The 12,508-nt window shown below is 70.5% G+C and carries 15 protein-coding genes; 1 reads left to right on the top strand and 14 read right to left on the bottom strand.

Features of this window, described 5'->3' with window-relative positions:
* Position 1: 1 nt before the first annotated feature.
* The 5 genes from AC5YDA_RS08505 to AC5YDA_RS08485 all read right to left on the bottom strand — a co-directional run bounded on the left by AC5YDA_RS08505 (position 2) and on the right by AC5YDA_RS08485 (position 4,938).
* Positions 2–1,597 carry a gamma-glutamyltransferase family protein gene (locus AC5YDA_RS08505; RefSeq protein ID WP_496188961.1) on the bottom strand — a complete coding sequence of 532 codons (1,596 nt, stop codon included), beginning with the start codon at positions 1,595–1,597 and terminating at the stop codon, positions 2–4.
* 77 nt (positions 1,598–1,674) lie between these two features.
* Positions 1,675–2,565: a hypothetical protein gene (locus tag AC5YDA_RS08500; RefSeq protein WP_496188960.1), complete on the bottom strand. Its 891-nt coding sequence runs from the start codon at positions 2,563–2,565 to the stop codon at positions 1,675–1,677.
* Between the two features lie 43 nt (positions 2,566–2,608).
* Positions 2,609–3,091: a heme-binding beta-barrel domain-containing protein gene (locus tag AC5YDA_RS08495; protein WP_496188959.1), complete on the bottom strand. Its 483-nt coding sequence runs from the start codon at positions 3,089–3,091 to the stop codon at positions 2,609–2,611.
* Between the two features lie 18 nt (positions 3,092–3,109).
* A complete protein-coding gene (locus AC5YDA_RS08490) occupies positions 3,110–3,763 on the bottom strand; it encodes a response regulator (protein WP_496188958.1) in 654 nt (217 codons plus the stop codon).
* Positions 3,764–3,771: 8 nt separating this feature from the next.
* On the bottom strand, positions 3,772–4,938 hold the full coding sequence (locus tag AC5YDA_RS08485) for a sensor histidine kinase (RefSeq protein WP_496188957.1): 1,167 nt from the start codon (positions 4,936–4,938) through the stop codon (positions 3,772–3,774).
* Between the two features lie 143 nt (positions 4,939–5,081).
* On the opposite strand from AC5YDA_RS08485, the gene AC5YDA_RS08480 reads away from it, so the two are divergent.
* On the top strand, positions 5,082–5,288 hold the full coding sequence (locus AC5YDA_RS08480) for a hypothetical protein (protein WP_496188956.1): 207 nt from the start codon (positions 5,082–5,084) through the stop codon (positions 5,286–5,288).
* Positions 5,289–5,420: 132 nt separating this feature from the next.
* Here the strand turns inward: AC5YDA_RS08480 and AC5YDA_RS08475 are convergent, their stop codons facing one another.
* The 9 genes from AC5YDA_RS08475 to nrfH form a co-directional block, all read right to left on the bottom strand.
* On the bottom strand, positions 5,421–5,546 hold the full coding sequence (locus AC5YDA_RS08475) for a hypothetical protein (protein ID WP_496188955.1): 126 nt from the start codon (positions 5,544–5,546) through the stop codon (positions 5,421–5,423).
* Positions 5,547–5,669: 123 nt separating this feature from the next.
* Positions 5,670–6,053 carry a hypothetical protein gene (locus AC5YDA_RS08470; protein WP_496188954.1) on the bottom strand — a complete coding sequence of 128 codons (384 nt, stop codon included), beginning with the start codon at positions 6,051–6,053 and terminating at the stop codon, positions 5,670–5,672.
* Positions 6,054–6,064: 11 nt separating this feature from the next.
* Entirely contained in the window at positions 6,065–6,577 is a 513-nt protein-coding gene (locus AC5YDA_RS08465; RefSeq protein ID WP_496188953.1) for an FBP domain-containing protein, read from the bottom strand.
* A gap of 65 nt (positions 6,578–6,642) precedes the next feature.
* A complete protein-coding gene (locus AC5YDA_RS08460) occupies positions 6,643–7,248 on the bottom strand; it encodes a TlpA family protein disulfide reductase (RefSeq protein WP_496188952.1) in 606 nt (201 codons plus the stop codon).
* A 16-nt stretch (positions 7,249–7,264) separates the two neighbouring features.
* Positions 7,265–8,191 (bottom strand): c-type cytochrome biogenesis protein CcsB, encoded by a 927-nt coding sequence (ccsB, locus tag AC5YDA_RS08455; RefSeq protein WP_496188951.1) that lies wholly within the window; start codon positions 8,189–8,191, stop codon positions 7,265–7,267.
* 2 nt (positions 8,192–8,193) lie between these two features.
* Complete coding sequence (locus tag AC5YDA_RS08450; RefSeq protein ID WP_496188950.1) at positions 8,194–9,639, bottom strand: cytochrome c biogenesis ResB family protein; 1,446 nt, start codon at positions 9,637–9,639, stop codon at positions 8,194–8,196.
* A gap of 7 nt (positions 9,640–9,646) precedes the next feature.
* Complete coding sequence (locus tag AC5YDA_RS08445; protein WP_496188949.1) at positions 9,647–10,282, bottom strand: tetratricopeptide repeat protein; 636 nt, start codon at positions 10,280–10,282, stop codon at positions 9,647–9,649.
* 248 nt (positions 10,283–10,530) lie between these two features.
* On the bottom strand, positions 10,531–11,982 hold the full coding sequence (locus AC5YDA_RS08440) for an ammonia-forming cytochrome c nitrite reductase subunit c552 (protein ID WP_496188948.1): 1,452 nt from the start codon (positions 11,980–11,982) through the stop codon (positions 10,531–10,533).
* A 5-nt stretch (positions 11,983–11,987) separates the two neighbouring features.
* On the bottom strand, positions 11,988–12,500 hold the full coding sequence (gene nrfH / locus AC5YDA_RS08435) for a cytochrome c nitrite reductase small subunit (RefSeq protein ID WP_496188947.1): 513 nt from the start codon (positions 12,498–12,500) through the stop codon (positions 11,988–11,990).
* Between the last annotated feature and the right edge of the window lie 8 nt (positions 12,501–12,508).

Below are 12,508 nucleotides of genomic sequence, written 5' to 3'. Positions count from 1 at the left end.
CTCACCAAGCCATCGGGACGCCGTCGGCTCGTGGCTCGCTCCCGGCCACGTAGCCCCCGTCGATCCGCCAGATGGCCTGACCGCGTCCGAACACGCCGCGGTGCGGGGCGATCTCGACGTCGTGGCCGCGGGCTCGCAGGGCGGCGACGGCGGCCGGGTCGGCGGTCTCCTCGACCAGCACCTGGCCGGTCGTGGCGTCCCAGAACCAGCGGGGCCGCTCGAGCGCGGACTGCGGGTCGAGCCGGCCGTCGACGGTGTGCAGGGTGAGTTGCACGTGGCCCTGCGCTTGCATGTGGCCGCCCATCACGCCGAACGGGCCGACCGGGTCCCCGCCGCGGGTCAGGAAGCCGGGGATGATCGTGTGGAACGGGCGCTTGCCCGGCGCCAGCTCGTTGGGGTGCCCCGGTTCGAGCGAGAAGCCCCAGCCGCGGTTCTGGAGCGAGATGCCGGTCCCGGGCACGACGACACCCGAGCCGAACCCCGCGAAGTTCGACTGGATGAAGCTGACCATCATCCCCTCGTCGTCGGCGGCACACAGGTAGACGGTGTCGGACGCCCGGGGGTCGACCGCCACCGGGTCGAGCGCCCGCTCGCCGATGAGTCCCCGACGCCGGGCGGCGTGCTCGGCGGACAGGAGGGGCTCGGTCGGCACGTCCACCCGGTCGGGGTCGGCGACCAGCGCGTGGGTGTCGGCCAGCGCGAGCTTCACCGCCTCGATCTGGGTGTGCCAGTCGGACACCTCCTCGGGGCTGAAGCCGTCGAGGATGTTGAGTGCGACGAGGGCCGCGATGCCCTGCCCGTTCGGAGGGATCTCCCACACCTCGTGGTCGCGGTAGCGCGCCCGGATCGGCTCGACCCACTGGCTGGTGTGGTTCGCGAGGTCGTCCGCGGACAACCACCCACCCGTCGCGGCCGCGAAGGCGACCGTGCGCTCCGCCGGCGACCCGGTGTAGAACGCCTCGCCCCGCGTCCCGGCGATCGCGCGGAGGGTCTCGGCCATGTCCGGCAGGGCGCGTACTTCGCCCACCGTCGGCGCCGGCCCGAACAGGGGCAGGAAGTGGTCCTGGGCCGGGTCCGGGCGAGATGCGAGGCGCTGCTCCACCGCCCGGACGCCGCGGCCCCAGCCCCAGGCGACGATGCCGGACACCGGGGCGCCACCCTCGGCGTACTCGATGGCCGGGGCCAGCACCTCGGCGAACGGCAGGCGTCCGAACCGTTCGTGGGCGTCCGCCCAGGCTCGCACCATGCCCGGGACGGTCACGGCGTCCCACCCGTGCTCGGGCATCGTGGTGTGACCGCGCTCGCGCAGGACCTCGGCCGAGAGGGCAGCGGGTGCGCGGCCGGAGCCGTTCAACCCGTACAGGCGCCCGTCGGCCCAGATGAGCGCGAAGGCGTCGGACCCGAGGCCGTTCGAACACGGCTCGAGGACGGTGAGGCACGCGGCGGTCGCGATCGCGGCGTCGAGGGCGTTGCCGCCGGCCTGCAGGATCCTCAGGCCCGCGGAGGCGGCCAAGGGCTGCGAGGTGGACACGGCGCCGCGTCGGGCGAAGACGGGTTGGCGCTTGCCGGGCTCGGACAGGTGGTCGTAGGGGAGCATGCGGGCAGCCTAGGGCTCGCGCTCGGTCCGGGCCGCCACGTCGACGTCCAGGGCGTCGGCGATGGCGTGGAGACCGGTCAGTCCCATTCCCAGGACAGGGAGTAGACGCCGGGCTTGGCCTCGGCCCAGACGAACTGGGCCTCGTTGCGGGCGAGTTCGACCGGGATCGTCTCGCGCGGTTCCTCCTCCTCGATGGTCGCGCGGAAGCTGGCGAACACGTGCCGGGGCAGGATGTGGGGATCGAACCGGACGCCCAACGAGAGCACCTTGACCGGATCGGAGACCGCCCGCTCGAGACGGTACGCGGGCTCGGAGGAGGGTCCGAACGTGAGGCGGTAGTCGGACGTGAACAGCTCACCGCGCTGCATCGGTCGTGGGGCGAGCATCTCGGCGACGAGCAGCCTCCGCTCGGGGACGCCGATGACCTCACCCAGGGTGCACCCGAAGAGCGGCTCGATCGACTGGGTCTCCTCGGACTCCGCGTCCGACTCGTTGACGACCGCCCAGCGGTGCAGGCCATGGCGTTCGGCCCGCCACACGACGCGGACCTCGAGGGAGGCCTCGGCGCGGTCGGCGTCCACGTCGAGGAGGTCGTGCATGGTCACGCGCGTGAGCTGCCCCTGCATGTCGATGCCGAGGTCCTCGATGACCTGGGTGGCCAGGTCGCGGGAGGGAATGACGTTCTGCCACTCGAACAGCTCGCGACGGGTGCGGCCGTCCGCGGTGTGCGTGTGCTGGGTCAGGTGCCCCGGCTCGAGGTTGAGGATCCGCTCCAGCTCGACCAGCGTGTGGTAGCTGCGCGATCGGGTGGGCAGGGAACGCCCCGACTGCCAGTAGCTCAAGGTGGCGATGCTCACCGGGACGTTCGCGGCGTCGAGGCGCGCGCGGATGCGTTCCAGGGAGAGCCCACGGGCCTGGATGGCGGCAGTCAGGACACCGGCGAAGGTGCCGGGTTGGTCGGCGTTCACTCCTTCATTCTGGCAGGTCGGCCCCATCGCCCCGCCGTTGGCATCAGCGTGCGTCGTCGGCGCGCTCGAGGCGGGAGGACAGGTGGTGGGTCAACCCCAGGCCGACGGCTGCCATCCACATCTCGATCTCGAGGGTGTCGCCGCGGACGGTGAAGCTGCGGGTGATGCGATCGACCTGCTTCGCGGTCGGCGTCCTGGTGACGCTCGCGTCCGTGGTGACGGTGAGGATGCCGTTCTCGGACACCGCGCGGCCGCCGCCCATCTCGACCTGTCCGGTCGGGATGGCGGTCACGATCTCGACGGCGGCCTCGCCGATGGCGCGCAGGTAGCCCGACTCGGTGTGCATCGGCTGGCCGGCCGGCGAGCGCGTCCGCTGCACGAAGGCGATGAAGGGCTTGCCGGAGTGGCTGAACACCCACTCGTCGGCGTACTCGAAGCTGGTGATGGTCGGGTACTCGCCCCGGCCAAGCCCGCGCCACGAGCCGAGGAGGGCTTCGAGTGGGGCGACGTTCGGGTGGAGGTCCATGGCTCCATCCTGCCCCAGTCAGGCGCGGTCGACGAGCCCCCACTCGTAGGCGCGCACCACGGCTTTCAGGCGCGACTGGACGCCCATCTTCAACATGATCGCCGACACGTGCGTCTTGACCGTGGACTCGCTGACGAACAGCTCCCCGGCGATCTCGGTGTTGCTGTACGCCGCGCACAGCAGGCGCAGGATCTGCAGCTCGCGGGGGCTCAACCCGAGTTCGGGGGGCGACAGCGGACGCGTGGGGGCCTTGTCGTTGAGCAGGAGGCTGGTGATGGGACCCGGCGAGACCACCGCCGTCCCCTGCATGACCGCGCGGAGGGCGTCGACCAGACCCTGGGGTGAGGTGTCCTTGAGCAGGAAGCCGTTCGCCCCCGCACGGAGGGCATCGCGGACGGCCCCGTCCTCGTCGAAGGACGTGATGACGAGGATCTTGACGTCCGGCAGGGTGCTGCGCAGGGCGGCGGTCGCCTGGATGCCGTCCAGCTTCGGCATGCGGACGTCCATGATGACGATGTCGACCGGATCGCGCGTGATCGTGGTCACCGCCTCGGCGCCGTTGCTGATCTCGTGGCGGACCACGAAGTCGTCGGTCGCGGCCAGGTAGGCGCCGAGGGCTGCTCGGACGAGTGCGTCATCGTCCACGATCGCCACGGTCACGGCTGGGGTCATGGGCCCCATTATCCCCCCAGCGGCAGTTGGGCCCGGAGGATCCACGTGCCCGACGCGGTGGTGGCCTCGAGCTCACCGCCCAGGGCCTCCACCCGTTCCAGCGCCCCCACGAGCCCGAGACCGGCCGCATCGCCCGCCTGCACGGAACCCGGTCGGATCGGGTTGGTGAAGACGGCCTCGACGGTGTCGTCGCCCACCTCGATGATGAGACGGCACGGCCCCCGGCCCGCGTGCTTCACCATGTTCGACGTCGCCTCGACGATGAGCTTGGCCAAGGCCTCGCGGACGGAGTTGGGCAGCGAGTCCAGATCGGCGTCGGAGCTGACGTCGAGCCGGAGCCCGTGGGCGGCCAGCTCCGCCCTGCGCTCGGAGATCACGTCCCCGACGGTGACGAGGCGCCACGGGGCCTCGGCCTCCAGGTCCAGCTCCGGATCATTGCGCCGGAGGGTCTCCATCATGCCGCGGAGCTCCCGCACCGAGCGGCGCCCCGTCGCGATGATGAAGTCCAGGTCCTCGATGAGTTGGGGGTCGCCGGTCGACCGGAGCTTGATCTGTTCCGCCCGCATGATCATCGTCGTCGTCGCGTAGGAGACCGTGTCGTGGAGGTCGCGGGCGATGCTGCGCCGCTGGGAGCGCAGCGCATGGGTGCGCAGTCGGGCCTGCTGCCGCCCCTCCTCGCGCAGCCGGTTGACGATCCGACCGGTCGCCCAGGGCACGCCGACGAGCAGGAGCCAGAGGATGACCGTCTGGACGTGGTCACTCACCGTCTCGTTGGTGGGCATCGTCTTGACCAGCATCAGGACGAGGAACGCCGTGGCGGCGACGTCGCGCAGGATCGTGCGGCCGTGTGCTCCGTTCGACACGATGGGGATCCACATGACGAAGACGGTGATGCTGAGGTAGTCGGCCAGCACCGTCAGCCCGACCAGGCAGGCGACGGCACCGAAGGTTCCGACCCGCGGCCAGCGGCCGGTGACGGCCGCGAACAGGCAGATGGCGAACTCGAGTGCTCCGCTCAAGGGGGTCCGGCCACTGTCGGGGAAGGCCTCGTTGTACACGAAGGCGCTCAACCCGAAGATGGCCTCGGGGATGCCACTGCTCCCGACCCGTCCCACCCAGACGGGCAGCCGACCACCGGCCCGCGATGGGCCGGCCGAGGGGGCTGGGTCGGTCATGGCGCAAGTGTGGCACGGCTCGGGCAGGGCCGGGGTTCGTACTTTCGTCCCACTGATTTCGCACCTTTGCCCGATCCGTTGGGCAGCCCCCCCCGGCTAGCGTGAGGGAGCACCCCAATCCCCTGTTCCAGCTAGGAGTACGCGTGACGCTGCGAGCCGACGCACTGGTCGTGGCCTGCTTGGCGGTCGGACTGGTCGTCGGCCTCACGGTCGGACTGCTGGTGGGCGGCGCCCGCACGTTCGGGGGAGCGGGAGCGATGGCGGGGTTCGTCGTCGGGTGTCTGTTGACCGTCCTCCCCCCGTGGGCGAAGAGGACACCGCCGGACCCCGGCCGTTGGCGCCGGCGCTGACGGCCACCGAGGGCGGGGCGCTTCGTGCGAGTCGAGGTGGCCCCGCCCTCACCAGCCGAGACGCCCCGGCCGTGTTCGGCCGGGGCGTCAGGGCTTTTTCGGGGGCGGGTGGCGGGGTGCCGTCGAGGTGGTTCAGCTGCAGAGCATCGGGATGAGCCTGCAGACCCAGGGCGGGAAGTCGGCCATCGGCTGGACGGTGTTGGCCATGCCGGTGGACAGCACGACCACGGCGGTGATGGCGGCCAGTGCGGACTTCATGGGACGTCTCCTGTGATCGGGCCAGTGGGGTTGGGCCTGTGGCTCCAGACGGGACGTTACGCCATCCCATGCGCCGGCGGATCGCCCGAAAGTGCGACTCCACTCGTCCGAAAGTACGAATCCCTAGCGACGACTGACGAGGCGCTTCGTCAGGAGGGTGATGCCCTCGCCGAGGTAGGCGAGAGCCGCGTAGAGGATGGCGTAGGGGAGGGCGGTGTCGTTGTAGACGACCAGCGCCGCCGGGATGAACGCCAGCCCGAACAGCCAGGGCAGCAGGGGGTGGAATCCGTGGCGCCACGCGTACAGCGCGCCCGCGACCAGCACGACGAGAGGGTTGAGGAACAGCAGGCTGGCGTAGGCGGACAACGTGATGTCCTCCTTGGTGATGGTCCCGCCGTACAACAGCCACGTGTTCACCATGGGCAGCATGAAGATCGCGGCCACCCAGAGCATGTACTTCGTCGGGGTGTCCACCGCGAACAGGGGGCGGCGGGGCTGGTCCTCCATGGTGGCCCAGCCTAGGCCAGTCGCGGGGCGTCGCTGTCGACGATGCGGGACAGGAAGTCCTCGACGTTCTCGGCGAGGCGGCGGATCCGGGCGTCCTGATCGAGCGTCTCGGGCAGCCGGCCGCCGCCGGACGAGCGGCGCAGCCCGCGCAGGTAGAGGGAGCACCCCAGGTCCGCGCAGATGTAGGTGCCGACCGTGTTGTGGTTGAGGCCGGCCCGCCCGGCGCGCCGCGCGACCATGAGGAGCGCGCCCTGCCCGGGGTGTTGGGTCCAGCACAGGTTGCACAGGGAGCGCCGCCCGTGGGGACGGTTCTTCGGCAGGCGCAGGATCACGCCGACGAGGCCGAAGGACGTCTCGGCCACGAGGTACCCGCGTTCGGGGAGTGCGGGGTCGACCCAACCGAGGTAGTCCAGGGACTCCCACAGGGTCGCCCCGAACCACCAGGGCAGGTCGAGGCGACCCAGTTCGGTCTCGGTCGCGTTCACGAAGCTGTCCCGGACCTCCGTCTCGGTCAGCGCTCTCATGGACCTGTTCTACCCCGGGGCCGGGCCGCTCCACAGGAGGCCGCAGGCGAGCCGTCGGGAATCCCTCAGGTCAACGTCGCGAGGACACCCTCGATCTGGGCCGGACCCACGATGCCGACCCGGCTGGCCCGGATCGTGCCGGACGAGTCGATGAAGTAGTGCACCGGGATCCCGCTCACCCCCCAGGCCGACGCCAACGCACGATCGGGGTCCGGGACGTGGACGTAGGTCAGGCCGAGCGCGTCCGCGAACCGGCCCACGGCCTCGGCGTCCTCGCCGAGGTACACCGAGACGACCTGGACGCCGTGCGTCCCGGCCAGGTGGGCCGCTTGGATGTCGGGCGCCTCGACCCGACAGGGCGCGCACCACGTGGCGCCGAAGGTCAACCACACGGGCCTGCCACGCAGGTGCGACAGGGTCACGCTGGGGCCCGCCGTGGTCGGCGCGGTGAAGTCCGTCGCCAGTGCGCCGACCTGGGGTGCGCCGGTCGCACCGGCGATGCTGACCGACGTCACGGTGTCCGACCCGCCGTAGGTGGTGGGCCGGGACAGCCACCACCCGCCGCCGACCACGACGGCGGTGACGGCAGCGATGGCCAGCAGGGTCCGCAGGCGTGAACCGGCCGGCCGTTCCTCGACGACGGACGGGCGGTCCTGGGTGGGTGCGCTCATGGGTGGTGGGCTCCGATCACGCGTAGCTGTGCAGCCCGCCGAAGAACAGGTTGCCGAAGAAGGTGAACAGGACGGCGGCGAAGCCGAGCAGCAGGAGCGCGGCAGCCTTCCCACCGCGCCAGTCGCGGACGACACGGGCGTGCAGGTAGCCGCCGTAGATGAGCCAGGTCACCAGCGCGGAGGTCTCCTTCGGATCCCAGCTCCAGTAGCGGCCCCAGGCGATGTCGGCCCAGACGGCACCGAGGATGATCATGATCGTGAGCATCGGGAACGCGATGACGATCGCGCGATAGCCGATCTCCTCGAGCAACTCCTCGCCCGGCAGGCCGTTGAACCTGAGGTGGGGGCGCAGCAGGTACAGCACGGCGGCCCCGGCCGAGACGCCGGCGGCGCCGTAGGCGATGACCGCGGTGACGACGTGGGCGGTGAGCAGCAGGTGGTTCTGCAGGGCCGGCATCAACGCGGATGCCTCGGAACCGACCGTGGCGGCGTACCCCAGCATGGCCAACGGCAGCGGCAGCACCATCAGCGACAGCGCGCGGATGCCGTAGCGGCGCTGGAAGAACACGGAGGCGGCGGTGATGCCCCACGCGAAGGAGCACGCGAACTCGTACTGGTTGGCGAACGGCGCGTGCCCGGTGTGGATGGACCGGACGACCAGGGCGATGGTCATGGCCAGCAGTGCCAGCTCGACGCCACGGTCAGCCGCCCACGCGACCCCGCGGGTCGGGGTGACGCGTGCCGGGGCGACGGCGTCGTCCTCCTCCCCTGCGGCGGGGCTGAGCGGCGAGACCGGGTGGGACCCACCGCGTCCGGCCGCGACGGGCCTGACGGCCCCGGCCGGGGCGCGATGCCGCGTGGCGACCACGATCACGTTGATGAGCAGGGCGAGGGCGAGCAGGGCCGTCGCCGCTGCGAACAGGGTGCGGGAGAGCTCCAGCATGGCTATTTCTTCCTGGTGTCGGTGTCACCGAGTCCGGCGACGAAGCTGTGGACCTGGCGGGCGAAGACCGAGTCGAGCCGGTCCGGGGAGGCGAGGGTCACGCGGGTGCCCTGCGGGATCGCCTCCAGGCGGATCCAGAGGCGCTGGTGTCGGAGGAACATGGTCCAGCACGTCCCGATGGCCAGCAGCGCGCAGCCGATCCACACGATGGGGGCGCCCGGGTCGCGACTGAGCATGAGCCCGGTGTACTGGCGCTCGCGCTCGAAGGTCCACGTGAGGTCGACCCCCTGCACCGGGTCGCCCGGGGTCATGGTCGTGGTGAACACGGGGGTGTCCGTCCCGCCGCGGTAGACCTCGACCTGCGCCTTGCCGGCGGGGATGTCAGGGACGACCTTGCCGGACGCCGGCGTGATCAGGTAGACGAGCAGGTCGGTTCCGGGCACCTCGACCTTGCCGTAGGCGTACCGCCTCTCGAGTTGGTACTCCAGGGGCAGGGCTCGGTCGAGCAGGACCGCGCCCGCGGCGTCCGTCACGCGGAGATCGGCGGCGATGCCGAAGCTCGCCTGGTTGAGGGACCAGCCGTCCCAGCGCAGCGGGGCGTTCACCCGCAGCACCTGCTCGGCGACCTGCCGGCCCCCGGCGTACAGGACCACGTCGCTGACGTAGTCGGACGGGCTGCCGTCCGGGTTGTAGGAATCGGTGAACGAGCGGGCCTCGACGGCCAGGTCGGTGCCGCGGCCCACCTCGATGCGGCTGCCGACCGGGACGGACAGGTCGTCGGCGCGGAAGCCGAAGGTCGTCGTCACGAACACGCCGCCGAGGATCACGACGAAGGCGACGTGCGCCACGACGGTGCCGAACGGGGCGAAGCGGTTGCGGTCGGCGTACAGGGGCCTACCCTCGGTGTCGGCCATCGTGCGGAAGCGGAGCTTGTGAAGCTCGGACTTGAGCAGGGCGGACGTCCGGATCTCATCCAGACGGACGACGGTCGTCGCGCTGACGCGGGCGTGGTCGAAGAAGCGGTCCCGGACGTGGACGTGCGGCCTCATCGCCTGGGCCCACAACTGCGGGAACCGGTGCGTCGTGCACGCGATGATGCTCAGCGCCAGCAGGATCGTGACCGCCTTGAAGCCGATCGACCCGAACACGGCGAAGACGCCGAGCGTGGCGAGGATGTCGGTCCAGCCGCGGTAGCGGGGCCGCATGGTGTCCAGCCAGGCGTCCCGGACGGCCGGGTCGGCCAGCACCTCGCCGGGTGCCTGGGGGAACAGGACGCCGACCAGCGTCAGCACCGCCATGGCCAGGATCAGCAGCAGGCCGAACCGCTTGTTGTGGAACAGCTGGTACAGCCGGCGCAGCAGGTCGACGACGCTGAGGTCGTGACCGTCGTGCCGCTCCGGGGCGGCCGACTCGCTCGGGCTCGCCTCCGGACGGATCTCGATGCTCATCGCGGCCTCACTCGTTCGGTGTCGGCGACGGGGACGGGGCCGCACCGCCGGGCAGGACGGTGTCGAGGCGGTCGAGGTGCTGGCTGACGGTCGCCGCCATGCTCGTGCCGGGGGCGACCTCGACCACCTTGCGCCAGGCCGCCTCGGCCTTCTCGTCCGACGGCGGATCGGTGCTCAGGTAGAGGAAGCCGAGGTTGTACCAGGGGCCCGGGTCGGTGGGGGCGAGCTCGGACGCCGCGAGCCACTGCTCCTCGGCCTCGGCGTAGCGCGCCTCGTTGTAGAGCGCCACGCCGTAGATCAGCCGGTCGTCCAAGCTGGTGGGGTCGGCGTCCACCTTGGCCTTCAACTCCGCCATCTGGGCGTCGGTGATCGGGGTCGGGGTGGCCGCGGCGGCGGGAGCGTTCGTCGGCGGGTGGTTGGCCGGCATCTGGGTCGCCGGATCCTCGCCGAGTGACCACACACCCCAGACGACGCCCAGCCCGAGCAGCACGCCGAGCGCGCCGAAGAGCCACGGCTTGCGTCGGCGCGCGGCGACGGGCGTCGCGGGTGGGGACGGGGTGGTTTCGGTGGTCTCGACGGGATCGTCGGTCCATGCCGACACGTCCAAGTACGTGCCGTCGTCGCCGGTGCGGGCGGGGCTCATCGCAAACTCCTCGTGGGGGACCGGGTGATTGTCCGACCCACGGTCACCACTCTGTCCGCCACCGACCGTCGCGGACCATCCTCCCTCGGGCATGAAGAGGGCACATCCGGCCCGGAACGGCTGTATCCCCCGGCACAGTACTGACCGGGGGATACAGCCGTTCCGGGGGGCCGGCGTCGGCCTCAGCGGAAAAGCGAGACGGGGATGGGGTCACCCTCCCCATCCCCGTCCGCCGCCGAACCGGGCGCTCAGCCCACCTTGTTCGGGGCCAGTGGCACCGGGAACGTCCCCTCCGGGACGGACTCGGCAGGTCCTGCCGGGGCGTAGGTCACGCCGCGCAGGGCCATCTGCCCACGACGCGCGCTGTCCGTCGCGTCGTTCAGCAGGCGGTTGGCGTACGCCGGGGCGTGGAAGCCACGGCTGTTCTCGGAGACGACGAAGTCCAGGAAGAACTGGGCCTTGCGCTGGAAGCCGCGGGCTGCGTCCACGCGATCGGTGGGCGTGCCGTCCTTCGTGGCCGCCTCGATGTCGTAGATCAACGTCGTGAGGGCGTCGAACGCGACATCCTTGGTCTGCTCGTAGGTGTCGTGGATGCCCTCGACGCGGTCACGCATGGCCTGCTCCGTGGCGTGGTGGCAGGTGAGGCAGGAGGCGTTGATCGTCTCGTCGCTGCGCATCGGGCTGGCGATCTGATGGTTCGACACCTTCGCGGCGCCCTCGCGCTGGTAGGGCATGTGGCAGTCGGCACACGTCACGCCGGACTTGTAGTGGATGCCCTGGGCGAACGTCTCGAAGTCGGGGTGCTGGGCCTTGACGACCTTGGCGCCGGTCAGCTTGTGGGTGAAGTCGCTGAACCCGATCTCGTCGTAGTAGGCGAGTGCGTCGTCTGCGGTGAGGCCCTTGTCCCACGGGAAGGTGAGGGTCTTCTCATCGCCCTTGAAGTAGTACTCGACGTGGCACTGGGCACACACGAAGTTCCGCATCTCCTGCGGGGTGGCCATCGTGGTGACGTCGTAGTCGGCGATGCCCTGGCCGGCCTTGTACTCCTTGATGCCCGCCTCGAACGCCGGACGCGTCACGCGCAGTTGCATCGTCTTGGGGTCGTGGCAGTCGATGCAGGCGACCGGGTGCTTGGCGAACTGGGTGGCCTCGGCGTACGGCATCTTGTTCATCGCGGCCCAGCCGGCGGCCTTGTCGCCCTTGCCGAGCTCGTCGACGATCTCGGGGGTGGACGCATGGCAGTTGAGGCAGGCGCCCGGCTGCTTGAAGGGGTCCTTGACGCGCTTGACGAGGCGCTGGTCCTCGAGCATGTAGGCGTGGCCGCGCGGCTCGTTGTACTCGACGGCGAACGCGTAGCCCTGCCACATGGTGACCAGGCGCGGGTCGTGGGCGAGCTTGCTCGCGGACTTCACCGTGCGCGGGTCGTCGGCGGTGGGCACCCGGGACACCTGCTCGTCGGCGGGCATCTCGGCCGTCTTCAACCAAGCGGCGTACTGCAGGGGGAAGTTCTGGCCCCACACCGCCGGGTCGTAGGTCTTCTCGGAGAGCTCTGCCACGCGGAAGTACGGGTTCTCCCCCTCGGCCCGCCGCTCGAAGATGCTCATCAGCATCGACGCGATGCCGACCGTGACCAGGGCTCCTGCAATGAGGAACACCCCGGCCGCCAGCAGCTGGCGATCCTTCTTCTTCTCGGTTTGCATCTCGATCACCTCATGTGTCCGACTTCGGCGTGGCATTGGAGACAGTCGATCCTGGTGCTGTGGGCACCGACGGTCGTGGCGAACTGGCGCGGTTCGGAGATGTCCTGGACGAGGGCGCCGTGGCAGTAGAGGCAGGCTTCCTGCGTGATCTGACGGTTCATCTCCCGGATCTTGATGTTCTCGGGGTAGTCGCGCGTGGTGAACTTCAGGGCGTGCCAGAAGCCGTTGTCGGCCTTGTTCACGTACTTGGCGACGAGGTTGTCGTGCGGCGAGTGGCAGTCGTTGCAGGTGGCGACGTTGGTATGGCTCCCCTTCAGCCAGCCCTGGTACTGCTCGTTCATCGCGTGGCACTGGTTGCAGGTGGCCGGGTCGTTGCCCAGGTAGGCCCACCCGCCGGCGTAGCCGAACGTGAAGATGGCGATGCCCAGCAGGACGCCCATGAGCGCTCCCGCGATCGTGATGGCGATGCCACTGAAGCTCGTGAGGACGCCCATGAGACCCGTCCGTCGATCGGCCACGGTTCCTC

The organism is Propioniciclava sp. LT294 (assembly GCF_059516005.1).
This window is presented reverse-complemented; position numbering and strand designations above follow the sequence as displayed.